We start from the raw sequence: 24,210 nt of genomic DNA, 5'->3' as shown, positions 1-24,210 counted from the left end.
TCCGCCTACCGATCCCTCAGGGCACGTTCGCGCCAGTCACCTGGAACGGCTTGCCTGCCGGCACCCAGCGCCCGCCGAACTCGAAGGCACTGGCCATGCCGCAGCCGCTCGGCATCGGGCAGGCTCCGCCCGAGTTGGTTGCAAAGACGACCGATCCCCAGCGGTAGTTGGCAATCTGCTGGCCACCGTAGTCGGCAATCGTCAACAAGTACGACTGCGTGCCATGGTTGTCGTTGTCCTCGGCCGTCACCGGGTCCAGCAGACGCGAGTCCTGCAGCGTGCGGACAACCTGGCCGCTGGTGCCCGAGAAGTCCACCCAATTGACCTTGCGCTCGGCGCGCGAGACCACCATCACACTGCCGGGCAAGTTGTGCTTGTTGTAGGCGATGTGCGTCGGGTTCTTGCCCACGGGCACCGTGCCCACCTCCCCGATGGTGGTTGGCGTCGCTGTGCCGCCGCCAGTGAGGTAGCCGCCCACGTTGTAGATGTGCAACGTGCCGTCTTCCGTGGCGATCCAGGCGCGCTGGGTGCTGTACAGGCTGACCTTCACAGCCGTCGGCCGGCTGGCGAGCGACACGGTCGTGATCACCGTGGGCGAGGACGTCGCGGTCAACGCATACGGCCACTGGCTGGCGGCCATGCCGGTGTTGTTGATGGCGTTGTCGAAGCTCGTGCGGTTGTTGGCGGTGAAGTACACGTCACGGTAGGAGTCGAACAGCGGCCTCAGGTCGATGAACGTGGCCTTGCGCTCCGATTTGGAGGTGACCACTGCGACGCCGGCGTGCGCATAGGTGCCGTAGTTGATGCCACCCACGGCAAAGCTCTGACGCCAGGACTCGGTGCGCAGATCCACGCTGGTGGATTCCACCCAGTTCGTCCCACCCCCCGGAACTTTGATCCGGTGCATGCTTTCGGGGTCCACGCCGGTCGCCACGGAGACGTCAGTGGGCGCCTTGAAGGGCAAGTCGACATAACCGATGATCTTCATGAAGCCCACAGAGCCCTGGTTCGGGATACCGGGCAGCGTGACGCCGCGCCACGTGTCGCGGTTGCGCTCCGACAGTGCCAGCACGGCCAGGCGCCCGCGCACGTTCTGGGTGTCCCAGACGGTGACCAGTGCAAACTCGCCGCCGTTGGTGACTGCAATCGACGTGGGCACGTAGCCGGGTTCGAGTTGCACGGTCGAGGGGTCCTCCGAGGTGTTGCTGCCGCTGGTGCCGATCAGGCCGCTCTGGTAGCCGATGATGCTGTTGACGCACCAGGTGGGGCGACCGTAGCAGCGTCCCATGGCGACCGGAGCGCGCGCGCCGTAGCGCTTTGCGCTCGGATCGTCCATGCCGCCCGGATATGTCCAGGAGACGTCGGGCCGCTGGGTGAACGTGTTATCGCGCATGCCAAGGGTCTCGATCCGCGCCACGCCAATTCCGCCGACCGTCGCTGCCGGGTTATCGGCCACGAAAGCGACCTGCGCCTGGTTGGAGGAGTAGTCGTTGAACGACGTGTTGAGCGGCCCGCCGATCTGCCAGTAGGCCTTGAACGCGCTCGTCGAATAGGGAGCGGGCAACAGGTTGTCCCCCGGCTGGCCGTAAGTCGGCAGTTTCGAACTGTCGAAGCCTGACTCGGCCGCGCTCGCGCCATAGCGGTAGGCAATGCCCTCTTTCTTGCTCATCAAGCCGGCAGTCGTGACATAGGCCGTGCTGTTGACAGCCCCGGAACTGTCGACGACGTCATTGGCCAGCGCAGTGCCGCTTCCTCCGGTGCCCGTCCCGGTGCTGGTACCAGTTCCGGTACTCGTACCGGTTCCGGTGCTGGTACCAGTTCCGGTGCTGGTACCAGTTCCGGTGCTGGTACCAGTTCCGGTGCTCGTACTGGTGTCGGATGCTGGTGCCGTTGCGGCAACGAGGTAGCAGGCCTTCACCACGTTGGGCACCGGATCCGTGCCGAAGAACGCGTTGGTGCAAGAGCCGGAGCCCGAGACCGGTTTCACGATCCAAACGCTACCTGCGCCGTACTTCACTGAAGAGCCGGTTGCAACGGTGAACCCAGCCCCCTCGGCGGCCAGATAGACGTCTGTCGTCGTGGGTGCGGTCGTCGAGGCGGTGCCTGACTGGGTGTAGCAGGCCTTCACGACGCCATAGGCAGGATCCCCGCCGAAGAACGCGTTGCTGCAAGTCCCGGACCCTGTCACGGTCTTCTGGACATAGTTGTCGCCGGCACCGTACTGCACGACGGTTGCGCTTGGCATGTTGAGCGAACCGCCTTCGTTCGCCACCTTGACCCAGCTCGTATCCAGCTTTTGGACCGCCGCGTCGGAGGTCGTCGGTTTTTCACCCGTGGCGGTCATGGCACCCAAGCTGCCGATGGCGCCGCCGCCGCTACTGCCACCGCCACCACAGGCGGCTAGCATAACTGCCGAGGCGACACATAATGTAATCTTTACAACTTTCAATTTGAATATCTCCTTACGTCATTATTTTTAATTGCAAAGATGTAAGTGACTACAGGCAACGCGGGTATTTTTCCTACATTTTGTGATTGAGCGCGGGACGCAGCCGGACCGGCCGAGTTGCCGCATTCACCGTTGTTGGCGGGGGCAAATGGAGCTTCAAGCGGGCAAAATGAGGGTTTTCACCCATGAGTGCCGTGAAATAAATCCACACATTTTTCGGAGGCTCAACTTGCCCCGGTCCAGCCGATAAGCGGCCTTTTGCGTCGCCCGGGCAACCCGGCGCAGGTGAAAAGCAGCGCGGTCAACGTATCGCACGGCCTGAAATACGCGGGCAGATTGGTGCCTCGCGGGCCGACGCGACGCTTACGATCGCAATTTCGGCCATCTCACGAGCTTTTGTCAGGATCTTCCGCCATTTTCGGGTGCGTCAGCATGCGCACCAGCAGATGGCAGCGCACGTGCAGCCGATCGGCATCGCCCACACGCTGGGGCGTCAAGTACGCCGTGCCGCGCACGATGCTCGCAAGCTCCAACAGTTCTGCATTAATTGCATCAATTTGTTTCGAGCAGCGTTTTTTGGAGAGATTCAGGCATTCCACCAGTTCTCTCCGAAGCGCTCCTGAAGGAACGCGATCAAGCTCAACACCTTGCCCGGGACCAGCTTGGGCGACGGAAACACGGCATGGATCTCCTGGTCGGCCAGGCCATGGTCGGGCAGGACGCGGACCACCTTGCCGGTGGCCAAGGATTCGCTCGCGACGTAGTGCGGCATCATGGCGATGCCCAGGCCGTTGCGGGCCGCGAGCAACACGGCGGAAACGTTGTTGGAACGCAGGCGGCCCGACACCGGTACCGTTACCGGCTCTCCCTTGGGCGTGTGCATCTGCCACACGTCGTCGCCGACCACGCTGCTATATATCAGTGCGACATGGCCACTCAGGTCTTGCGCGCGCTTCGGCATGCCGTGCGCCTTCAGGTAGCTCGGCGCCGCGACCATGACCCACGGATTTCTGCCCAGGAAGCGCGCGCCCAGCGAAGAATCGGCCAGCTTGCCCATGCGGATCGCGACATCGATGCCGTTGGCCACCAGGTCGACATAGCGGTCTTCGAAGCTCAGGTCGACCTGCACTAGCGGGTGCCGCGCCATGAACTCCAGCACCTGCGGCACCACCACGCGCCGCCCGAACGCGACCGACGTGCCGATGCGCAGCAGCCCCTGCGCCTGCGACTGGCGCAGCTGCACCGAGTTGTCGGCCTCCTCGGCGTCGCGCACGATGCCCTTGCACTTCTCGTAATAGAGGGCGCCCGACTCGGTCAGGCTGACGCCGCGCGTGTTGCGGTTGAGCAGCCTCACCTTCAGGCGCGCCTCGATGGCGGCGACCTGCTTGGTCACGGTGGGCTGCGTGGTGTTGAACTCGCGTGCCGCCTTGGAGAAGCTCCCGGTCTCCACCACGCGCACGAACATTTCCATGGCAAGCAAGCGGTCCATCAAGTCCTCCTGTCCCGGGGGCGGGACGCGCCGGCCGGGTGCGCTGGATGGTACTCACTTATTCCAATGCGGAATAGGTTTTATGGTCGCGTGCCCTCTTCTTGCAAAGCCGGTTGATTCCCAGAATCGACCCATTCACTAGGAGATGACGACATGGCAAAGATGACAGCGGCCCAGGCCGCAGTGCTCGTGATGGAAAAGGAAGGCGTGACGCAGGCATTCGGCGTGCCCGGCGCAGCCATCAACCCGCTGTATTCGGCGCTGCGCAAGCAGGGCACCATCGCCCACATCCTGGCGCGGCACGTCGAAGGCGCATCGCACATGGCCGAGGGCTACACCCGCGCCGTGGCCGGCAACATCGGCGTGTGCATCGGCACCTCCGGACCGGCCGGGACGGACATGATCACCGGGCTCTATTCCGCCTCCGCGGATTCGATCCCGATCCTCTGCATCACCGGCCAGGCGCCGCGCGCACGCATCTACAAGGAAGACTTCCAGGCGGTCGACATCGAGTCGATCTCCAAGCCCGTCACCAAGTGGTCGGTCACGGTGCGCGAGCCCGGCCAGGTGCCGCAAGTGTTCCAGCAGGCCTTCCACATCATGCGTTCGGGCCGCCCCGGCCCGGTGCTGATCGACCTGCCCTTTGACGTGCAGATGGCGCAGATCGAGTTCGACATCGACACCTACGAACCGCTCAAGCCCTACAAGCCGGCCGCCACGCGCGCCCAGATCGAGAAGGCCATCGGCATGCTCAACGCCGCCGAGCGCCCGCTCATCGTCGCCGGCGGCGGCATCATCAACGCCGATGCGGCCGACCTGCTCGTTCGCTTTGCCGAGGCGACCGGCGTGCCGGTCATCCCCACGCTGATGGCCTGGGGCGCGATTCCCGACGACCATCCGCTGATGGCCGGCATGTGCGGCCTGCAGACCAGCCACCGCTACGGCAACGCCACGATGCTCGCCAGCGACTTCGTGCTCGGCATCGGCAACCGCTGGGCCAACCGCCACACCGGCTCGGTCGAGGTCTACACCAAGGGCCGCAAGTTCGTGCACGTCGACATCGAGCCGACGCAGATCGGCCGCGTGTTCACGCCGGACTTCGGCATCGTGTCGGACGCCAAGGCCGCGCTGGAGCTGTTCGTCGAAGTGGCCGAAGAGATGAAAGCCAAGGGCCAGCTGCCCGACCGAAACAAGTGGGTCGGCGAATGCCGCGACCGCAAGAAGACGATGTTGCGCAAGACCAACTTCGCCGACGTGCCGATGAAGCCGCAGCGGGTGTACCAGTGCATGAACAACAACTTCAGCCACGACACCTGCTACGTGAGCACGATCGGCCTCTCCCAGATCGCGGCCGCGCAGTTCCTGCACGTCTACAACCCGCGCCACTGGATCAACTGCGGCCAGGCCGGCCCGCTGGGCTGGACCATCTCGGCAGCGCTCGGCGTGCGGGCGGCCGACCCCGCGCGCAAGATCGTCGCGCTCTCGGGCGACTACGACTTCCAGTTCATGATCGAAGAGCTGGCCGTGGGCGCGCAGTTCAAGCTGCCCTACATCCACATCGTCGTGAACAACAGCTACCTCGGCCTGATCCGCCAGAGCCAGCGCGGCTTCGAGATGGATTACTGCGTGCAGCTCGGCTTCGACAACATCAATGCCGGGCCGGACGCCGGTGTCGAGGCCAGCTACGGCGTGGACCACATGAAGGTGGTCGAGGGACTGGGCTGCAAGGCGATCCGCGTCTACAAGCAGGACCAGATGCAGGGTGCGATCCAGCGCGCCGAGCAGCTCATGGCCGAGTTCGGCGTGCCGGTGGTGATCGAGGTGATGCTGGAGCGCGTGACCAACATCGCGATGGGGACCGAGATCGACGCGATCAACGAGTTCGAACCGTTGGCCGAGGGCCTCGACGACGCGCCGACGGCCATCGCCGCAGCCATGCTGGACTAGACCAGGCTCGAGGGTCGGGCTCGTCCCCAGGGCTGCGCGCACTTCGTGCGCTCCTCCCACCCCCTACCGAAGGAAGGACTGTTGCTCGCCCCCAGGCTCCGCGCACTTCGTGCGCTCCTCCCACCCCCTACCGGGGGCAACACTCGCGGCCCGGCAGAGCCGGTTCCGCGGAGTTTCCCGCGAATACTTTCTACGTCTACAACATGCCCAAGTTCGCCGCCAACCTCACGATGCTCTTCACCGAGCTGCCGTTCATGCAGCGCTTCGAAGCCGCCGCCAAGGCGGGCTTCGAGGCGGTGGAGTACCTCTTCCCCTACCCGTTCACCAAGCAGGAGCTGAGCGCCGCGCTGCGCGACAACAAGCTGCAACAGGTGCTGCACAACCTGCCCGCCGGCAACTGGGACGGCGGCGACCGCGGCATCGCCTGCGACCCCGCCCGCACCGCCGAATTCCGCGAAGGCGTGGCCAGTGCCATCGACTACGCCACGGCGCTGGCCTGCCCGCGCGTCAACTGCCTGGCCGGCAAGCTGCCGGCGGGCGTGACCCCGCAGGCGGCACATGCCACGCTGGTCGACAACCTGCGATTTGCCGCGAAGGAACTGCAGGCCGCCGGCATCCAGTTGCTGATCGAGCCGATCAACACCTTCGACATCCCCGGCTTCTTCCTGACCCGTACCGACCAGGCGCTGGCCATCCTCGACGAGGTCGGCTCGCCCAACCTCTTCGTGCAGTACGACATCTACCACGCGCAGCGCATGGAAGGCGAATTGGGCAACACGCTCGGCAAGCAACTCGCGCGCATCGGCCACATTCAGCTCGCCGACAACCCCGGCCGTGGCGAGCCCGGCACGGGCGAAATCAACTACGCCTGGCTGTTCAAGCACATCGACGCCATCGGCTACACGGGCTGGATCGGCTGCGAATACAAGCCGCGCGCCACGACCATCGACGGCCTCGGCTGGCGCAGCGCGCTTACCCAATAGCCCATCGCCCAATCGCCAACAACAACAGGAGAAAACAGAATGTCCAACGGATCGCAAAAAATCGGCTTCATCGGGCTTGGCATCATGGGTGCGCCCATGGCTGGCCATCTGCTCGACGCGGGCCATCAGCTGTTCGTCAACACGCGCGGTGCGATGCCCGAGCCTTTCGCATCGAAGGCCACTTCATGCAAGACGGCCACCGAGGTTGCGCAACAAGCCGACATCGTCTTCGTGATGGTGCCCGACACACCCGACGTGGAGTTGGTGCTGTTCGGCGAAGGCGGCGTCGCGGCCGGCCTGTCGAAGGGCAAGGTCGTCGTCGACTGCAGCTCGATCGATCCGGTTGCAACCAAGGGATTCGCGAAGAAGATCGAAGCCCTTGGCTGCGGCTATGTCGATGCGCCGGTGTCAGGCGGCGAAGTCGGCGCGAAAGCTGCCAGCCTCACCATCATGTGCGGCGGCGAAGACGCGGTGTTCGAGCGCGTCAAGCCGCTGCTCGAGAAGATGGGCAAGAACATCACGCTCGTTGGCGGCGCCGGCGACGGCCAGGTGTGCAAAGTCGCCAACCAGATCATCGTGGCGCTCAACATCGCCGCGGTGGGCGAAGCCTTGGTGTTCGCCAGCAAGGCCGGTGCCGATCCGGCCAAGGTGCGCCAGGCGCTGATGGGCGGCTTCGCATCGTCGCGCATTCTCGAAGTGCACGGCGAGCGGATGATCAAGCGCACCTTCGCCCCCGGCTTCCGGATCGCGTTGCACCAGAAAGACTTGAACCTGGCGATGCAAAGCGCACGTGCACTGGGCGTGGCCCTGCCTCAAACGGCAGGCGCGGCCCAGCTCATGAACGCCTGCGCAGCCCTGGGCCACGGCCAGTCCGATCACTCGGCGCTGGTCAGGGCACTGGAGGCGTTGGCCCAACATCCGGTGCAGCCCGATTGAAGACCGGGCGCACACCACTGCGCTCCATCCACCGGGGTGACGGCCCCGCGGCGCAGCACCACTGCGCTTCGTCCACCGGGTTGAGGGCCCCGCGCCTCAACCCTTCTCGTAGACCGCGTCCTTCGGCGCTCCCAGCCCCGACGCGGCCAGCGACTCCTTCAGGTTCTTGCGCCGCCATGCCCAGGTCTTGAAGGCCTGCGGCATGATCGTGATGCAAGAGGCGTAGTAGATCGCCTTGAAACCCATCAAACGCGGCCAGATGGGCGTGCCGCGGAACAGGTCGCCCGCCAGGATCGAGATCAGTGCCTCCTGCATACGCCACATGTTGCGCGGGTACATGAAGATCTTTCGGATGGCCGGCGAGGTGATGCGGAAGATGAACCACGAGAACATCTTCGGTCCGTGCCTCATGACCTTCTCGAACCGGCGGAAGGCCTGTTCTGCCAGTTTGGTCTCGCCCTTGAGCCAGTGGTCCACGGCGGTTGCGCTTTCGAAGGCACTGTTCATCGCGAGGTACACGCCCGACGAGAACATCGGATCGACGAAGGCAAACGCATCGCCGATCATCGCGAAGCGGTCGCCCCGGCAGAACTTCGAGTCGTAGGCGTAGTTGCCGGTGGTAGTTGCGCCTTCGAGCAGCGTCGCATCCTTCAGCCGGTCGGCCAGTTTGGGCGCCAGCGCGATCGTCTCCATGAGGAAGCTGGTGAGGTCGCCCTTGCGCTGCTTGAAGTAGGCGGGCGACGCCACCGCGCCGACGCTGGTCGTGCCGTCGCGCAAAGGGATGAACCAGAACCATCCGTGGTCGAACCAGAACAACGTGACGTTGCCTTCATAGCGCCCGGGCGTGCGGCGCGCGTTGGCGAAGTGCCCGAAGATCGCCGCGCTCGCGTGCTTGCGGTTGCGCAACTTGGCGTCGAACTGGTTCGACAGCAAGGTGTCGCGCCCGCTGGCGTCGATGACGAAGCGCGGGCGCCATTCGGACTCCGCGCCATCGTCGGCCCGGACCTTGACGAGTGCGCGGTTGTCTGGCGTGCCCTTGCCCGCGTCCATGTCGACGTGCAGGACCTTGTGGCCTTCGAAAGTGCGCGCACCGCGCGCAGCGGCGTGGCGGAACAGCAATTCGTCGAACTCCGAACGGCGCACATGCACCGCATAGGGAAACGACTTGTCCATCGCCTCGCGGAACAGGAACAGGCTGGTGTGGTCGTGCCAGGGCGAGACGAACTCGCCGCCATGCTTGGTGATGCCGATGGCTTCGACTTCCTTGCGCACGCCGAGCCGGTCGAACAGCGGCATGTTCATCGGCAACAGCGACTCGCCGATATGAAAGCGAGGGTGGTGCGCCCGCTCCAGCAGCACCACGTCATACCCCTTGTCCGCGAGCAACGCTGCCACTGTCGAGCCCGCCGGCCCGCCGCCGATCACGACCACATCCGGCACGGCCCCGTCAAATTTCTGCATTGCCATGAAAGGCGCCTCCTCCGGCGTTGTTGATCTGTCAGCCGATCCCAGATTCGCGCTGGAGTTTAGCCACCGGCGCCCGCCGAACGTCAAATCGTGTCACCGTGCTTCCACTACGCGAACAACGAGCGCTTTTAGGGTAGCCTTCCGGGCCCAGAGAACGTAGGAGAACTTTCATGGCCGCCCCCTTGTCACCGGCAGAAGAAGCGCTGCGCGAAGCCGCCCGCGAATACCACCGCAGCCCCGTCAAGGGCAAGATATCCATCTCGCCGACCAAGCCGTTGATGAACCAGCGCGACCTGTCGCTGGCCTACTCGCCCGGCGTGGCCTACCCCTGCCTCGACATCGAGGCCGACCCGTCGCTGGCGGCCGAATTCACCTCGCGCGGCAATTTGGTCGGCGTGGTCACCAACGGCACGGCCGTGCTCGGCCTTGGCAACATCGGCCCGCTCGCGAGCAAGCCGGTCATGGAAGGCAAGGGCTGCCTGTTCAAGAAGTTCGCCGGCATCGACGTGTTCGACATCGAACTGGCCGAGAACGACCCCGACAAGCTGGTCGACATCATTGCCGCTCTGGAGCCCACGCTGGGCGGCATCAACCTCGAGGACATCAAGGCGCCCGAGTGCTTCTACATCGAGCAGAAGCTGCGCGCGCGCATGAACATCCCGGTGTTCCACGACGACCAGCACGGCACGGCCATCATCTCGGCCGCGGCGCTGATCAACGGGCTCGAACTGGTCAACAAGAAGATCGAGGACGTGAAGATCGCCGTCTCCGGCGCGGGCGCCGCGGCCATCGCCTGTCTCGACGTGATGGTGGGCCTCGGCGCGCAGGTGAAGAACATCTATGCCGTCGACTCCAAGGGCCTGATCTACGAAGGCCGCGCGGGCGGCTACGACGCGTCGAAGGCCCGCTTCGCCCAGAAAGATACGGGAGCGCGCACTTTGGCCGACGTGGTCAACGGCGCCGACGTGTTCCTCGGCTGCTCCGCGCCCGGCGTGCTGACGGCCGAGATGGTCAAGACAATGGGCTCGCAGCCGATCATCCTGGCGCTGGCCAACCCCGAGCCCGAGATCCGGCCCGAACTGGCCAAGTCCGTGCGGCCCGACTGCATCATCGCCACCGGCCGCTCGGACTATCCGAACCAGGTCAACAACGTGCTGTGCTTTCCGTACATCTTCCGCGGCGCGCTCGATTGCGGCGCAAGCAAGATCACCGAGGAAATGAAGCTGGCCTGCGTGCGCGAGATCGCCGAGCTGACCAAGGCCGACATCAGCGAGGAAGTGGCCACGGCCTATGAAGGACAGGAGCTCGCCTTCGGCCCCGACTACCTCATTCCGAAGCCATTCGATTCGCGCCTGATCCTGCGCATCGCGCCGGCCGTGGCCAAGGCCGCGCAAGACTCGGGCGTTGCGGCACGCCCCATCGAAGACATCGAGGCCTATCGCCAGCACCTGACGCGCTTCGTCTACCAGACCGGCATGTTCATGCGCCCGGTGTTCACCGCGGCCAAGCTCGCCACCGCCAAGCGCGTGGCCTACGCGGAAGGCGAGGACGACCGCGTGCTGCGGGCAGCCCAACTGGCCGTCGACGAAGGCCTGGCCAAGCCGATCCTCATCGGCCGTCCCGGCATCATCGAGGCGCGCGTCAAGAAGGCCGGCCTGCACCTGCGCCTGGGCGTCGATGCCGAAGTGGTCGACCCCGAGAACGACCCGCGCTTCCGCAACTACTGGGAGGCGTACCACAAGATCATGGGCCGGCGTGGCATCACGCCCGACGCAGCCAAGGCCATGGTGCGGCGCTCCAACACCACTATCGCCGCTCTGATGGTGCACCTGGGCGATGCCGACGCGATGCTGTGCGGGCTGGTCGGCCGCTTCGACAGCCATCTGAAGATCCTGCGCGAAGTCACGGGCCTCAAGCGCGGTGCACCCGGCTTCGCCGCGCTGAACGCGCTGACGCTCGAAAAGGGCACGCTGTTCATCGCCGACACCTTCATCCATGAAGACCCGACCGCCGAGACGCTCGCCAGCATCGCCGTGATGGCCTCCGAAGAGGTGCGCCGATTCGGCCTGCCGCCCAAGGTGGCGTTCCTGTCGCACTCCAACTTCGGCTCGTCGGAACGGCCGTCGGCGCGCAAGATGCGCCTGGCCCGCGACCTGTTCTCTCGCATGGCACCCGACGTCGAGTGCGACGGCGAGATGAACGGCGACGCGGCGCTGTCGGATGAAGTGCGTCTCAAGGCCCTGCCGGAAAGCTCGCTCTCCGGTGAAGCCAACCTGCTGATCTGCCCCAACCTCGACGCCGCGAACATCCTGTTCAACGTGCTCAAGATGACCGGCAGCAACGGCGTGACCGTCGGGCCGATCCTGATGGGCGCGGCGGCATCCGCGCACATCCTGACGCCGGCGGCGACGGTGCGGCGCGTCGTCAACATGACGGCGCTCGCGGTGGCGAACGCGGGGATTCAGAAGTAGCGGTGGCGCGTTCTGCACTGGCGCACGCAGTGTCGATCCACGGCGGGACAGGGCGTCGATGCAACTCGGCCCCCTGATCTGGAACCAGGATGCGAGCATGACAAAGTCGGACCCGGGCCAAGGCCAGGCGGCATCGGAACTCATCTCGAAGAGAATCGCCGACCTCGCGGACTGGCGCGGCGAAACGCTCGGCCGGATGCGCAAGCTCATCAAGGAAGCCGACCCGGACGTGCTCGAGGAATGGAAGTGGATGGGCACGCCGGTCTGGTCGCATGACGGCATCCTTTGCACCGGCGAGTCCTACAAGGACAAGGTAAAGCTGACCTTCGCCAAGGGCGCGTCGCTGAAGGATCCGGCCCGCCTGTTCAACGCGAGTCTCGACGGCAACGCACGCCGCGCGATCGACATCCACGAAGGCGAAGAAGTTGACGCATCCGCCTTCAAGACGCTCGTTCGCGAAGCCATCGCCCTCAACAGTTCCCGCAAGTCCTCGAAGAAGGCGAAGTCCTGAGCGAGTCGTTTTCCGGACGGGCCTCCTCGTGTGCGCAGCAACCGTCGACGAGACCGGCAGGGCGCCGATCCAACGGGGACAATGGCTGGAAAATGGCCTCATGACACAAGACCAGATCATCCGCGCGCTGCGTCGCGCCAACGAGGTGGCGCAACGCGCCATGGCCATGGGCCGGCATCCCTTCGGCGCGGTGCTCGTCGCGCCCGATGGCGAAACCGTCATCGCGGAGCAAGGCAACATCGACACCGTGCATCACGCCGAGGCCACGCTGGCGCGCACGGCCTCGCTCAACTACCCCGCCGACTTCCTCTGGCAGTGCACGCTGGTCACCACCTTCGAGCCCTGCGCGATGTGCGCGGGCACCACCTATTGGGCCAACATCGGCCGCGTGGTCTACGGCGCGGAGGAAACGGCACTGAGGGCGCTCACCGGCGACCATCCGGAGAACCCGACGCTATCGCTGCCTTGCCGTGAAGTCTTCTCGAGGGGCCAGAAGAAGATCGTGGTCGTCGGGCCGGTGGCTGCTGTCGAGGAAGAAATGATTGCGACGCATCGCGGCTTCTGGGAAAGCCGTGGCGCTGCATAGGCCGGCGTTGCGGCCGTGACCGGCGCCGTGCAGCCGGGCATCGGGATTCGGTCGGCTCGCTCGCAGTAACGCGGCTACTTGCCAGGAAGTGGCGCAGGCGGTGGCGCAGGCGGTGGCGCAGTTGGTGCCGTAGCCGGCGGCGCAACGACCACGACGGGCGGCAACTGGTAGCTCCATGTCTCGCTCAGCGTCTTGTTGGCGGCGACCAGGGCGGCGCGCATCTCGACGGCCAGCTTCGGGTCTTTCACCTTGATGCGGACCGTCACGCGCCAGCCCTTGATCGCGGGGTTGCGCTCAAGGGTGGTGCTGATCAGTTCGGCGTTATCGCCGACGCTCACCTGCGCGGTCACAGGCGCATCGGCCGGCAGCGCGGTGGGCGGCGGACCTTCGAAATCCACCAGGAACGCGGTCGTTCCATCCGGCTGGCGAATCAGGTTGGCCTGGGTTTGCTCGCCCGTCGTGTGAATGGTCTGGGTCACGCGCGCAAGGTTTCGGGGCATCAGCGCGGCCTCGTCCATGGTCCAGTGCATGCGGTAGTCGAACTGCAGCGCCTCGCCGGCCTCGGGCTGTACCGCAGGCGTCCAGAAGGCGACGATGTTGTCGTTGGTTTCATCCGCGGTCGAAAGCTCGACCAATTCGACCTTGCCCTTGCCCCAATCGCCCTTCGGCTCGATCCAGGCCGTGGGGCGCAGGTCGTACCGGTCCTTGAGGTCTTCGAAGCGCGAGAACTCTCGACCGCGTTGCTGCAGCCCGAAGCCGCGCGGATTTTCGACGGTGAAGGTGCTCACCGTGACGCCCTGCGGATTGTTGAGCGGCCGCCACAGCCACTCTCCGCTGCCGGTGCTGATGGCCAGCCCGTTGGAGTCGTGAATGGCCGGCCGATAGCTGCGCTTGTCGGTCTGCTGGTTGGCACCATAGAGGAACATGCTGGTCAGCGGCGCGATGCCCAGCACATTGACCTTGCCGCGCATGAAGATTCGCGCTTGCACGTCGAGCACCGCATCGGCGCCGGGTTGCAGCGTGAACTTGTAGGCGCCTGTTGCGCGCGGCGAATCGAGCAGCGCGTAGATCACCAGTTTCTGGTCTTGCGCCCCGGGACGCTGCACCCAGAATTCGCGGAAGTCGGGAAACTCCTCGCCGCTCGGCAGCGCGGTGTCGATCGCAAGGCCGCGGCCCGACAAGCCATACACCTGCCCCTTGCCGATCACGCGGAAATAGCTCGCACCGAGCAAGCTCATGACCTCGTCTTCCTTGCCGGCCTGGTTGAGCGGGTACAGCACGCGAAAGCCCGCATAGCCCAGCGCACCGGCAGCGGCCTTCGCGGCATCCAGGCCGCCGAAGTCGAAGCGCTGCGCGTCGTACTTGATCTCGCTCACGTCGTTGCCGACGATTTCATTGATGGTCACCGGCGCGTTGAACTGCATGCCCTGGTGATAGAAGTTCAGCTTGAAAGGCGAGGGCTGGTCGCGCCATCCGAACTTCGCGGGGAGCGGCTGGATCTTCGCGTAGTCGGCGAACTGCATCCGGGCGAAAGCCGGCGGCAGGTTGCTGACCGGTGCCACATAGGGCGACGCCATCAGGTAGCGTGCCTTGGCGACCACGTCGTCGAGCGAGAACGCGCTGGCCTGCGCGGCACAAAGCATGAACGCAGCGGCAGCGAGGCACTGCAAGACATTGGGCATCCTGCATCGCACGATGCGCCCGGCGGCGGAAAGGATCACGACTCTCTCCTCAGGAATAGTCGCCAATGTAGCAACCCGCGCTGCAAATCCCGCGCCACGGTCCACGATGCGCGGCGATGGCTGACAGTAGACTTCGCGTTTCTGCGACACCATCGACTTCCCGGACTACCGGGTCCACAAGCTCATCGAATGAAAAACCTGTACGTGCTGGGTCTGGTTGCCAGCCTCGCCTGCCATTCGGCCCTGGCCCAAACAAGCAGCACGACCGCTCCATCGCTCAACGACAAGCCCGCCTTCATCGCAGACCTGATGTCGCGCATGACGCTCGACGAGAAAATCGGGCAACTGCGGCTGATCAGCATCGGCGGCGACATGCCACTCACGCGGCTGGCGGACGAAATCGCGGCGGGACGTGTCGGCGGCACCTTCAATTCGGTCACGCGCAAGGACAACCGGCCATTGCAGGACGCGGCCATCCAGCGCAGCCGGCTCAGGATTCCGATGTCGTTCGCCTATGACGTGGTGCACGGGCATCGCACGATCTTCCCGATCCCGCTGGGCCTTGCGTCGAGCTGGGACATGGATGCGATCACGCTGACCACACGCACCGCCGCCATCGAAGCCAGTCTGGATGCCGTCGACATGACCTTCGCGCCGATGGTCGACATCTCGCGCGACCCACGCTGGGGCCGCACCTCCGAAGGCTTCGGCGAAGACCCGTACCTCGTCTCCGAAGCCGCGCGGGCAGCTGTCAGGGGCTTCCAGGGCACTTCGCCGAAGAACGCCGACAGCGTGATGTCCGCCGTCAAGCATTTCGCGCTGTATGGTGCAGTCGAAGGCGGGCGCGACTACGCCACGGTCGACATGAGCCCGATGCGCATGTACCAGGACTACCTGCCGCCCTACAAGGCTGCCATCGACGCGGGCTCGGGCGGCGTGATGGTGGCGCTGAACTCCATCAACGGCGTGCCCGCCTCGGCCAACACCTGGCTGATGCAGGACCTGCTGCGCAAGGACTGGGGTTTCAAAGGCGTGGCCTTCAGCGACCACGGCGCCATCGTCGAGCTGATCCGGCACGGCGTGGCGAAGGACGAGCGCGATGCGGCCCGGCTCGCGATCAAGGCGGGCATCGACATGAGCATGGCCGACACGGTCTATCTCGAGCAACTGCCGGGCCTGGTCAAGTCCGGCGACGTCAGCCAAAAGGAAATCGACAACGCGGTGCGCGAAGTGCTGAGCGCCAAGTACGACATGGGCCTGTTTCATGACCCTTACCGCCGCATCGGCGCTGCCGCGCAAGACCCGGCTGACGTCAACGCTGAAAGCCGGCTGCATCGCGCCGAATCGCGCGAGGTGGCGCGCAAGTCGATGGTGCTGCTGGAGAACAGGAACAACACGCTGCCGCTGAAGAAGGCCGGCACCATCGCGCTGATCGGCCCGCTGGCCGATGCGCACATCGACATGATGGGCAGCTGGTCGGCCGCCGGCGTGGCGGCGCAGTCGATCACGCTGCGGCAAGGCATGCAGAAGGCGCTCGGCGACAAGGCGCGCCTGATCTACGCGCGCGGCGCCAACGTCACGGGCGACGAGAAGATCGTCGAGTACCTGAACTTCATGAACTGGGACAAGCCCGAGGTCACGCAAGACAAGCGCACGCCCGCCGCGATGATCGCCGAGGCGGTGAAGGCGGCGAAGCAGGCCGATGTCGTCGTGCTGGCGGTGGGCGAATCGCGTGGCATGTCGCACGAGGCATCGAGCCGCGTCAGCCTGGACCTGCCCGACAGCCAGCGCGCACTGAGCAGGGCCCTGAAGGCAACCGGCAAGCCGATCGTGATGGTGCTGATGAACGGCCGGCCGCTGACGATTTCGCGCGAGCGGGAGGAAGCCGATGCGATTCTCGAGACCTGGTACACCGGCACCGAGGGCGGCAACGCGATCTGCGACGTGCTGTTCGGCGACTACAACCCTTCCGGCAAGCTGCCGATCTCATTCCCGCGTTCGCTCGGGCAGATCCCGACCTACTACAACCATCCGCGCCTGGGCCGCCCCTTCACCGAGGGCAAGCCGGGCAACTACACCTCGCAGTATTTCGAGGAAGTCACCGGGCCCCTGTATCCGTTCGGCTATGGACTCAGCTACACCGACTTCAGCATGTCGGACGTGACGCTGTCGGACACCACGCTGAAGCGCAACGGCAAGATCGAGGCGAGCGTGACCTTGACGAACACCGGCAGGCGCGCAGGCGAGACGGTGGTGCAGCTCTACATCCAGGACATCGCGGCATCGGTGGTACGGCCCGTCAAGGAGCTGAAGGATTTCCGCAAGGTGATGCTGCAGCCGGGCGAAGAGAAGGTCGTCCGCTTCACCATCGACGAAGACAAGCTGAAGTTCTTCAACGCGCAACTGAAGTACGCCGCCGAGGCGGGCCAGTTCAACGTACAGATCGGGCTCGATTCGGTGGCGGTGAAGCAGCAGGGTTTCGAGCTGAAATGACCCACCCCCGATGCGCCTGCGGCGCCTCCCCCTCAAGGGGGCGATACCGGCGGCCCGGCAAAGCCGGTTCCGCGGTATCCCTGGAATTTGACGGCGCCGGTTTCGTGCGTGGTGGGTCACGCGATAGCGTGGTGGAAAACTGATATGACGCTACCCGCAGGCCTTTTCGACAGCGGCGACGGCTGCATGCGCTGCAGCTGGTGCGCGGCCACGCCGCTGTACCAGAAGTACCACGACCATGAATGGGGCTTCCCGGTGACGGACGACCGGCGCCTGTTCGAGAAGCTCTGCCTGGAAGGCTTCCAGGCCGGGCTGAGCTGGCTCACGATCCTGAACAAGCGCGAAGCCTTCCGCGCCGCGTTCGCGAACTTCGATGCAGAGGCGATGGTCCGCTTCGACGAGAACGATGTCGCGCGGCTGCTGGCCGATTCCGGCATCGTGCGGCACCGGGGCAAGATCGAATCCGCGATCAACAACGCGCGCCGCGTGCTCGAACTGCGCGAGCAGCACGGTTCGCTCGCGGCCTATTGCTGGGGCTTCGAGCCCGACCCGAAGACGCGGCCGAAGCGCTTCACGCTGGCCAACGTGAAGGCGATGACGAGTTCGCCCGAATCGGTGGCGTTGTCGAAGGACCTGAAGAAGAAGGGCTGGAGCTTTGTCGGGCCGACCACGATGTATGCGTTCATGCAGGCGATGGGACTGGTCAACGACCACTTCGACGGCTGCCATGCGCGCGAGAAGGCATTGAAGGCGCGGGCCGAGCTGCAGGTGCTCAAGTAGGTCGGTGCGCATCTTGAACGCCGGGTTGAAGCTGATTGCCCGCGATCGGGGCTAGTCGGCGAGCGCGAGCCAGGGAACACTGCATCGACCCGTCCCACATGGAAAAACTTCAATGCGCACGCTCATCCATCTGCTTCTTGCATCGTTGATGTCGCTGATCCTGGCGACATCGTCATCCGCGCAGGGCTTTGCCTTCCCGGCGAAGTTCACGGTGCGCGACATCGCCACCAACGGCACGACCATCCATGTCCGCTCCGGCGGCACAGGTCCGGCGGTGGTACTGCTGCACGGCTACGGTGAGACCGGCGACATGTGGGTCGCGCTCGCAGCCGATCTGGCGCGGGACCACACCGTGATCGTGCCCGACCTGCGCGGCATGGGCCTGTCTTCGAAGCCGGCCGGCGGCTTCGACAAGAAGACGCAGGCGGGCGACGTCAGCGGCGTGATGAGCGCACTGGGCGTCGAGCAGGCCGACGTGGTTGCCCACGACATCGGCAACATGGTCGCGTTCCAGCTCGCGGCGCAGTATCCGCAGCGCGTGCGCAAGCTGGTGTTGATCGATGCGCCGGTGCCCGGCGTCGGGCCGTGGGAGGAAATCCTGAAGAACCCGCTGCTCTGGCACTTCCGCTTTGGCGGGCCGGACATGGAACGCCTGGTCGCGGGACGTGAGCGGATCTACCTGGACCGGTTCTGGAACGAATTCTCGGCCTCGCCCGATCGCTTCAGCGAAGCGGCGCGGAGCCACTATGCAAAGCTTTACGCGCGTCCCGGCGCCATGCACTCCGGCTTCGCCCAGTTCGCGGCTTTCGACCAGGACGCGACCGACAACCGGGCGTACCTGGCGCACGACCGGCTGAAGATGCCAGTCCTCGCGATTGGAGGGCAGAAGTCGTTCGGTCCGATGATGGCGACGGTCATGCGCGCGGCGGCCGACGATGTGACGGAGGGCGTTGTTCCGGATTCGGGTCACTGGATCATGGAGGAGAACCCCGCGGCGACGATCCGGCTGGTTCATGGCTTCCTTGCGCGATGAGTTTCTCGCGCGATGAACGGCAGCCGCAGGAACGTACTGCTCGCGTCTGCCCCTTCCATCAGTGCGATGCAATCTGCGCGCCGAAATTTGGCATGATCGCCGGGGCATGAACTCCGGCAATCCCGCTTTCCCCCAAGAAGTCCCGCTCGGCGAACGCGACGGCCGCTACCTGCGCAAGGCCATCGGCTGGTCGTATGCGGCCGCGCGCCGCGGCAACCGGCCGTTCGGCGCCGTCGTCGTCTCCGCCGGCAACGAGGTCATCTGCGAGGCCTACAACAACACAGCCGAATCCGGCGACTGCACCGGCCATGCGGAGATCAACGCGGTGCGCGCGCTTGCCGGCCGCGGCCTCACGCGCGAAGACCTGGCGGGCGCGACGCTCTATGCCTCGGGCGAGCCTTGCGTGATGTGCGCGGGCGCGATCTTCTGGTCGAACATCGGGCGCGTGGTGTTCGGCATCGACGCCCAGCGCCTGCGCGTATTCCGGGGCCAACGGCAGGATCAGCGGGATGCGGAATTGTCTTGCCGCGATGTGTTCCGCGCGTCGCCGCATCCGATCGAGTGCATCGGGCCTGCGCTCATCGACGAGGCCAGCGCGCCGCACGTGGGGGCATGGAAGACCTGAGCTTCCGATAGCGGCCCGATAGCGGCCGATAGCGGCCGACAGCGCCCTGCTGCATCGCAGCACGAAAAACCAACCTTTCGTTGGGCGGCTTCGCGAGCCCCTCCTGATCGAATGCCTCCACCGCCGACCACACAGGCGGACAGGAGACATTCAAATGATCGAATTGCAGGGCCGCAAGGCCCTCATCTCCGGCGCGGCGCAGGGGCTTGGCCTGGCGATCGCACGGCTGTTCGTCGAGCGCGGCGCTCAGGTGATGCTGGCCGACATCGACGAGGCCGGCGCCGCCAAGGCCGCGGCCGATCTCGGCCCGATGGCACGATCGGTGCGCTGCGACGTCACCAAGGCGGCCGACTGGACCCGCGCCGTCGACGCCACGACGGCCGCCTTCGGCAGCCTCGACACCCTGATCAACAACGCCGGCATCGAAATCGTCAAGCCGCTGTTCGACCAGACCGAGGAAGAAGTCGGCCGGCTCATGAACATCAACGTGATGGGCGTGTTCCTCGGCATGAAGCACGCGCTCGGAGCGCTGGTGGCATCGGGCAAGGGCTCGGTCGTGAATATCTCGTCGCTGGCGGGCACCAACGGCGTACCGCTGTTCGGCTCGTATGCGGCGTCGAAGTCGGCGGTGATCCAGCTCACGCGCACCGCCGCAGCCGAGTTGCGGCCCACCGGCATCCGCGTGAATGCGGTCTGCCCGGGCTTCATCGGCACCGCGATGGTCGACCGGCTGATCCCGACCGTCGAGGCGATCGTCGGCGTGCCTTTCAGTGCGCTGGTCGCGGTGAAGCAGTTGCGCCTCGGCACGCCGCAGGAGGTGGCCGAGATGACCGCCTTTCTCGCCTCTGACGCCGCCAGTTGGACCACCGGCTCCCACTACATCCTGGACGGCGGCCTGTCTGCCGGATTGCTATGAGCACGAAGCTTCTTCAAGACAAGGTTGCCATCGTCACCGGCGCGGGCCGCGGCCTCGGCGAGGCCATCGCGCGCGCCTATGCGGACGAAGGCGCGAAGGTCATCGTGTCGGACATCGATGCCGCCGCTGCGCAGAGGGTCGCCGACTCGCTGCCCGGCGCCTCGGCAGTGGCTTGCGACGTGCGCGTTCCCGAGCAGGTCGAGGCACTGGTCGCCGCCGCCGTCAAGCAGCATGGCCGGCTCGACATCATGGTGCCCAACGCGGGCGTCGCCACGCTCTCGCCGCTGGCGGCGACGAGCTACGAACAGTGGCGCGAGGTCACGTCGGTCAACCTGGACGGCGTGTTCCTCTGCATCCGCTACGCGGCGCCGGCGCTGGTCGCAGCGGGCGGCGGCGCGATCATCACGATGGCCTCGGTCACGGCGAAGGCGGCCTGCGCGCTGATCGGCAGCTATGCGGCGGCCAAGGCCGGCGTGGTGTCGCTCACGCAGACGGCCGCGACCGAACTGCGCGCGCACAACATCCGCGTCAACGCGATCCTGCCGGCCTTCATCGAGACCGACCTCGTGAAGGCGCACAAGAAGGAGTTCGAGCAGATGCTCGGTATCCCCGACTTCGACGCGGTGGTCGCGCAGCGCCAGGGCCGCTACGGCACGGCGGCCGAGGTCGCGAACCTGGCCGTGTTCCTGGCCTCCGGCCGGTCCAGCTTCTCGAACGGCAGCGGCTTCGTGCTCGACGGCGGCGTGAGTTCGTCCCTTCTTTGATTTCGTCGTCACACATCAGGAGCAATCCATGTCCAGCAAGAAACCCGTCGTCGTCTACGGTGCCAGCGGCTACACCGGCCGCCTGGTGTGCGAATACCTGCGCGAGTACGGCATTCCCTTCATCGCCGCCGGCCGCAGCGCCGACAAGCTGAATGCGGCGATGAACGCCAACGTGCCGGGCATCGAGACGGCGGACTATGAAGTGGTGGAAGTGGCGCACACGGTCGAGGCACTGACCGGGCTGTTCACCGGCGCATCGGTGGTGCTGAACACCGTCGGGCCGTTCGCGAAGTTCGGCCCCGAGGTGGTCCAGGCCTGCCTGGCAGCGAAGTGCCACTACACCGACACCACGGGCGAGCAGGACTGGCTGATCACGCTCGACACGCAGTACGGCGCCAAGTTCGCGCAAGCCGGGCTGCTGCTGTCGCCTGGCCTCGCCCAGATGTACACCACCGGCGAGATCGCCGCGCAGCTGTGCCTGGAGACACCGGGCCTGGACACGCTGGACATCGCCGTGTTCTGGGGCGGCAGCCCGACCATCGCATCGACGCAGACCATCCTCGTCAACGCGGCGACATCGAAGGCTTTCCACCTCCAGCAGAACCAGTTCGTCGAGTGGCAACCCGATGCGGGCCTGTACAACCTCGCGATTCCCGGCCAGCACGAGATGGCACTGGCGCTGCCCTGGGGCGGGACCTCGCACCCGGTGTGGTTCAAGAGGGACCCGCGCGTGGCCAACGTCAAGGTGCTGGGCGGCGTGTTCAACAAACCGCTGATGCTGGGCGTGCCGCAGATCGTCGCGGCGGCGCTGAAGGCCACCGAAGGCATGGCGCCCGACGAGCGCTATGCCGCGCTGGCGCAGACCGCGGCCGGCGTGATGAACAGCATGCCGCCGCGCGAGAACCCGCGCATCAACAAGTCGGTCGATTCGGTGCATGCTTCCGGGCCGCTGGGCCGCGCGCACTGCGTGATCTTCGGAAATTGCAACTACAAGCAGACCGGCCTGCTGCAGGCCTACGCCGCGCATTCGCTGCTGCAGCAGGCGCCGAAGCGGGCGGGCTTTGCGTCGGGCTGCCAGGCCTTCGGACACCATGAACTGCTCGGCGTGCTGCGCAGCTTCGGGCTGGTGGCCAAGCCTGAACTGACCGTCCACGACAACTGAGCGAGAACGAGCCAATGACGACGAGCGCCCACGCCCCCCTGCGCACGCTGGCAGACATCGAGGCGCTCGAGCAGTTGCCGATCGAAACCCGGCTCGCGCAGCCGGTGTCGAGCTACGCCGCCATCGCGCGGCAAGCCGAGGCCACGCCCGACGCGCCGGCGCTGACTTTCGTGCCGACCGGTGACGCGGCGGACGGCGAAACGCGTTACGACTACGCCACGCTGTTCAGGCGCGTCACGCAGGCGGCCAATGCTTTCATCGGCCTTGGCGTGGGGCGAACGGACGTGGTCTCGTACCTGCTGCCGAACCTGCCCGAGACGCACTTCACGCTCTGGGGCGCCGAGGCGGCGGGCATCGTGAACCCGGTGAATCCGTTCCTCGAAGTCGACCACATGGTCGGCATCCTGAATGCTGCGGGCACGGTGATCATCGTGGCGCTGGGCCGCCAGGAGCAACCGGGCATCTGGGAAAAGGTCGAGGCCCTGCGCGACCGCGTGCCGACGCTGCGCGCCGTCGTGCGCGTGGGCGGCAACGGGCCCTGCCCGCCCTGGGCACTCGACTTCGACGCCCTGCTCTCGCAGCAACCCGGCGATGCGCTGGTCGGCAGCGCGCCGCCGCAGGGCGAGGACGTAGCCTCGTACTTTCACACCGGCGGAACCACCGGCACGCCCAAGCTCGCGCGCCGCACGCATTTCAACGAAGCGGCCAACGCCTGGGCGGTGTCGACGGCCGTGGCCATGGGCCCGGAAGACGCGCTGCTTTGCGGCCTGCCGCTGTTCCATTCCAACGCGATGATGGTCACCGGCCTGGCGCCGTTCAGCGTCGGTGCGCACGTGGTGATGCTGTCGAGCGCGGGCTACCGCGACGCACGCACCGTCGCCGGCTTCTGGCGCTCGGTGGAGCGATACAGGGCTACGCTGTTCAGTTCGGTGCCCACGGTGCTGTCGGCGCTGCTCAACGTGCCGCGCGAGGGCATCGACCTCGGCTCGTTGCGCTTCGCGGTGTGCGGCGCTGCGCCACTGTCGATCGAGTTGTTCAACCGTTTCGAGGCCGCCACCGGCCTCAAGCTGCTCGAAGGCTACGGCATGACCGAGGCAACCTGCGTGAGTTCGCTGAACCCGCGCGACGGGCATCGCGCGATCGGATCGATTGGCCTGCGCCTGCCCTACCAGCAGATGAAGGTGGCGCACCTCGGTGCCGATGGTGACGTGCAGCGGGAGGCCGCCGTCGACGAGATCGGCACCATCCTGTTGCGCGGCCCCTATGTGTTCTCCGGCTACGTCAAGGACAGCGACAACCGGGGCATCTGCCTGGCCGATGGCTGGCTCAACACCGGCGATCTGGGCCGGCAGGATGCGCAGGGCTATTTCTGGCTCACCGGCCGGGCCAAGGACCTGATCATCCGCGGCGGCCACAACATCGACCCCGCCATGATCGAGGAGGGCCTGATGCGGCATCCCGCCGTCGAACTGGCGGCGGCGGTCGGCAAGCCCGACGGCCATGCGGGCGAACTGCCGATGGCCTACGTGACCCTGCGCAAGGGCGCGACCATCGACGCGGCCGAGCTGCTTGCGCATGCGCGTGCCGTCATCACCGAGCGCGCTGCAGTGCCGGTCGACGTGGTGGTGCTCGATGCGCTGCCGCTCACGGCGGTCAACAAGATCTTCAAGCCGAAGTTGCGCGAGCTGGCGATTGAAAAGGCGTTGCGCGACACGCTGCGCAAGGTGTGCGGCGATGTCCAGGTGCAGGTCACCGTGGCGCCACACCTGAAGCACGGACTCGAAGCGCAGATCGTCGCCTCGCAACCCGCCGGCGCCGACAGCGAAGCGCTGATGCGGCAAGCCGAATCCGAACTGGGCCGCCTGCCCGTGCGCTGGACCATCGCGTGGAGCCCGGCATAGCGGCAGGTGCGAAAT

The 24,210-nt window shown here is 65.8% G+C and carries 19 protein-coding genes; 14 read left to right on the top strand and 5 right to left on the bottom strand.

Annotated features, from left to right (window positions below):
* Positions 1-16: 16 nt before the first annotated feature.
* From WKW80_RS27670 to WKW80_RS27660, 3 genes are all read right to left on the bottom strand, one after another.
* Entirely contained in the window at positions 17-2,344 is a 2,328-nt protein-coding gene (locus WKW80_RS27670; RefSeq protein WP_340366797.1) for a hypothetical protein, read from the bottom strand.
* A gap of 491 nt (positions 2,345-2,835) precedes the next feature.
* Positions 2,836-3,048, bottom strand: a complete 213-nt coding sequence (locus tag WKW80_RS27665) for a hypothetical protein (protein WP_340366796.1) — start codon at positions 3,046-3,048, stop codon at positions 2,836-2,838.
* Positions 3,036-3,938 (bottom strand): LysR family transcriptional regulator, encoded by a 903-nt coding sequence (locus WKW80_RS27660; RefSeq protein ID WP_340366795.1) that lies wholly within the window; start codon positions 3,936-3,938, stop codon positions 3,036-3,038. Before WKW80_RS27660 ends, WKW80_RS27665 begins: the two co-directional genes overlap by 13 nt.
* A 153-nt stretch (positions 3,939-4,091) precedes the next feature.
* Here WKW80_RS27660 and gcl point away from each other — a divergent pair, with 153 nt between their 5' ends.
* The 3 genes from gcl to WKW80_RS27645 all read left to right on the top strand — a co-directional run bounded on the left by gcl (position 4,092) and on the right by WKW80_RS27645 (position 7,804).
* A complete protein-coding gene (gcl, locus tag WKW80_RS27655) occupies positions 4,092-5,885 on the top strand; it encodes a glyoxylate carboligase (protein ID WP_340366794.1) in 1,794 nt (597 codons plus the stop codon).
* Positions 5,886-6,088: 203 nt separating this feature from the next.
* A complete protein-coding gene (hyi, locus tag WKW80_RS27650; protein ID WP_340366793.1) occupies positions 6,089-6,868 on the top strand; it encodes a hydroxypyruvate isomerase in 780 nt (259 codons plus the stop codon).
* Positions 6,869-6,907: 39 nt separating this feature from the next.
* A complete protein-coding gene (locus tag WKW80_RS27645) occupies positions 6,908-7,804 on the top strand; it encodes a 2-hydroxy-3-oxopropionate reductase (RefSeq protein WP_340366792.1) in 897 nt (298 codons plus the stop codon).
* A 96-nt stretch (positions 7,805-7,900) separates the two neighbouring features.
* On the opposite strand, the gene WKW80_RS27640 is transcribed toward WKW80_RS27645, so the two are convergent.
* Positions 7,901-9,271: an NAD(P)/FAD-dependent oxidoreductase gene (locus WKW80_RS27640; RefSeq protein WP_340366791.1), complete on the bottom strand. Its 1,371-nt coding sequence runs from the start codon at positions 9,269-9,271 to the stop codon at positions 7,901-7,903.
* Positions 9,272-9,441: 170 nt separating this feature from the next.
* Between WKW80_RS27640 and WKW80_RS27635 the strand changes: the two genes are divergently transcribed.
* The 3 genes from WKW80_RS27635 (at position 9,442) to WKW80_RS27625 (ending at position 12,839) form a co-directional block, all read left to right on the top strand.
* Positions 9,442-11,742 carry an NADP-dependent malic enzyme gene (locus WKW80_RS27635; protein WP_340366790.1) on the top strand — a complete coding sequence of 767 codons (2,301 nt, stop codon included), beginning with the start codon at positions 9,442-9,444 and terminating at the stop codon, positions 11,740-11,742.
* Positions 11,743-11,839: 97 nt separating this feature from the next.
* A complete protein-coding gene (locus tag WKW80_RS27630; protein ID WP_340366789.1) occupies positions 11,840-12,253 on the top strand; it encodes a DUF1801 domain-containing protein in 414 nt (137 codons plus the stop codon).
* Between the two features lie 100 nt (positions 12,254-12,353).
* Positions 12,354-12,839: a nucleoside deaminase gene (locus WKW80_RS27625; RefSeq protein ID WP_340366788.1), complete on the top strand. Its 486-nt coding sequence runs from the start codon at positions 12,354-12,356 to the stop codon at positions 12,837-12,839.
* Positions 12,840-12,913: 74 nt separating this feature from the next.
* On the opposite strand, the gene WKW80_RS27620 is transcribed toward WKW80_RS27625, so the two are convergent.
* On the bottom strand, positions 12,914-14,521 hold the full coding sequence (locus tag WKW80_RS27620; RefSeq protein ID WP_422822978.1) for a glucan biosynthesis protein G: 1,608 nt from the start codon (positions 14,519-14,521) through the stop codon (positions 12,914-12,916).
* A 189-nt stretch (positions 14,522-14,710) separates the two neighbouring features.
* Between WKW80_RS27620 and bglX the strand changes: the two genes are divergently transcribed.
* The 8 genes from bglX to WKW80_RS27580 all read left to right on the top strand — a co-directional run bounded on the left by bglX (position 14,711) and on the right by WKW80_RS27580 (position 24,195).
* Positions 14,711-17,014 (top strand): beta-glucosidase BglX, encoded by a 2,304-nt coding sequence (bglX, locus tag WKW80_RS27615; RefSeq protein ID WP_340366787.1) that lies wholly within the window; start codon positions 14,711-14,713, stop codon positions 17,012-17,014.
* Between the two features lie 144 nt (positions 17,015-17,158).
* Positions 17,159-17,794 carry a DNA-3-methyladenine glycosylase I gene (locus WKW80_RS27610; RefSeq protein ID WP_340366786.1) on the top strand — a complete coding sequence of 212 codons (636 nt, stop codon included), beginning with the start codon at positions 17,159-17,161 and terminating at the stop codon, positions 17,792-17,794.
* A 112-nt stretch (positions 17,795-17,906) separates the two neighbouring features.
* Positions 17,907-18,827, top strand: a complete 921-nt coding sequence (locus WKW80_RS27605; protein WP_340366785.1) for an alpha/beta fold hydrolase — start codon at positions 17,907-17,909, stop codon at positions 18,825-18,827.
* Between the two features lie 106 nt (positions 18,828-18,933).
* Entirely contained in the window at positions 18,934-19,452 is a 519-nt protein-coding gene (locus WKW80_RS27600; RefSeq protein WP_340366784.1) for a nucleoside deaminase, read from the top strand.
* Positions 19,453-19,606: 154 nt separating this feature from the next.
* Positions 19,607-20,368 carry an SDR family NAD(P)-dependent oxidoreductase gene (locus tag WKW80_RS27595; RefSeq protein WP_340366783.1) on the top strand — a complete coding sequence of 254 codons (762 nt, stop codon included), beginning with the start codon at positions 19,607-19,609 and terminating at the stop codon, positions 20,366-20,368.
* A complete protein-coding gene (locus tag WKW80_RS27590) occupies positions 20,365-21,132 on the top strand; it encodes an SDR family NAD(P)-dependent oxidoreductase (RefSeq protein WP_340366782.1) in 768 nt (255 codons plus the stop codon). Before WKW80_RS27595 ends, WKW80_RS27590 begins: the two co-directional genes overlap by 4 nt.
* A 28-nt stretch (positions 21,133-21,160) precedes the next feature.
* Positions 21,161-22,294, top strand: a complete 1,134-nt coding sequence (locus WKW80_RS27585) for a DUF5938 domain-containing protein (protein WP_340366781.1) — start codon at positions 21,161-21,163, stop codon at positions 22,292-22,294.
* Positions 22,295-22,308: 14 nt separating this feature from the next.
* The gene (locus tag WKW80_RS27580) at positions 22,309-24,195 is read left to right on the top strand and encodes an acyl-CoA synthetase (protein WP_340366780.1); all 1,887 of its coding nucleotides are present in this window, start codon (positions 22,309-22,311) and stop codon (positions 24,193-24,195) included.
* The last annotated feature ends 15 nt before the right edge of the window (positions 24,196-24,210 follow it).

This window comes from Variovorax humicola (genome assembly GCF_037889915.1).
Lineage (GTDB): Bacteria > Pseudomonadota > Gammaproteobacteria > Burkholderiales > Burkholderiaceae_C > Variovorax > Variovorax humicola.
Note: the sequence above shows the minus strand (reverse complement) of the source record. Positions and strands in the feature narration are given on the sequence as shown.

Coding starts and splice junctions, on each gene's coding strand:
- WKW80_RS27605 (WP_340366785.1), top strand. CDS start 17,907: ATGCGCACGCTCATCCATCTGCTTCTTGCATCGTTGATGTCGCTGATC.
- WKW80_RS27660 (WP_340366795.1), bottom strand. CDS start 3,938: ATGGACCGCTTGCTTGCCATGGAAATGTTCGTGCGCGTGGTGGAGACC.
- gcl (WP_340366794.1), top strand. CDS start 4,092: ATGGCAAAGATGACAGCGGCCCAGGCCGCAGTGCTCGTGATGGAAAAG.
- WKW80_RS27595 (WP_340366783.1), top strand. CDS start 19,607: ATGATCGAATTGCAGGGCCGCAAGGCCCTCATCTCCGGCGCGGCGCAG.
- WKW80_RS27600 (WP_340366784.1), top strand. CDS start 18,934: ATGAACTCCGGCAATCCCGCTTTCCCCCAAGAAGTCCCGCTCGGCGAA.
- hyi (WP_340366793.1), top strand. CDS start 6,089: ATGCCCAAGTTCGCCGCCAACCTCACGATGCTCTTCACCGAGCTGCCG.
- WKW80_RS27610 (WP_340366786.1), top strand. CDS start 17,159: ATGACGCTACCCGCAGGCCTTTTCGACAGCGGCGACGGCTGCATGCGC.
- WKW80_RS27580 (WP_340366780.1), top strand. CDS start 22,309: ATGACGACGAGCGCCCACGCCCCCCTGCGCACGCTGGCAGACATCGAG.
- WKW80_RS27590 (WP_340366782.1), top strand. CDS start 20,365: ATGAGCACGAAGCTTCTTCAAGACAAGGTTGCCATCGTCACCGGCGCG.
- WKW80_RS27585 (WP_340366781.1), top strand. CDS start 21,161: ATGTCCAGCAAGAAACCCGTCGTCGTCTACGGTGCCAGCGGCTACACC.
- WKW80_RS27625 (WP_340366788.1), top strand. CDS start 12,354: ATGACACAAGACCAGATCATCCGCGCGCTGCGTCGCGCCAACGAGGTG.
- WKW80_RS27645 (WP_340366792.1), top strand. CDS start 6,908: ATGTCCAACGGATCGCAAAAAATCGGCTTCATCGGGCTTGGCATCATG.
- WKW80_RS27640 (WP_340366791.1), bottom strand. CDS start 9,271: ATGGCAATGCAGAAATTTGACGGGGCCGTGCCGGATGTGGTCGTGATC.
- WKW80_RS27620 (WP_422822978.1), bottom strand. CDS start 14,521: ATGCCCAATGTCTTGCAGTGCCTCGCTGCCGCTGCGTTCATGCTTTGT.
- WKW80_RS27635 (WP_340366790.1), top strand. CDS start 9,442: ATGGCCGCCCCCTTGTCACCGGCAGAAGAAGCGCTGCGCGAAGCCGCC.
- bglX (WP_340366787.1), top strand. CDS start 14,711: ATGAAAAACCTGTACGTGCTGGGTCTGGTTGCCAGCCTCGCCTGCCAT.
- WKW80_RS27670 (WP_340366797.1), bottom strand. CDS start 2,344: ATGACCGCCACGGGTGAAAAACCGACGACCTCCGACGCGGCGGTCCAA.
- WKW80_RS27630 (WP_340366789.1), top strand. CDS start 11,840: ATGACAAAGTCGGACCCGGGCCAAGGCCAGGCGGCATCGGAACTCATC.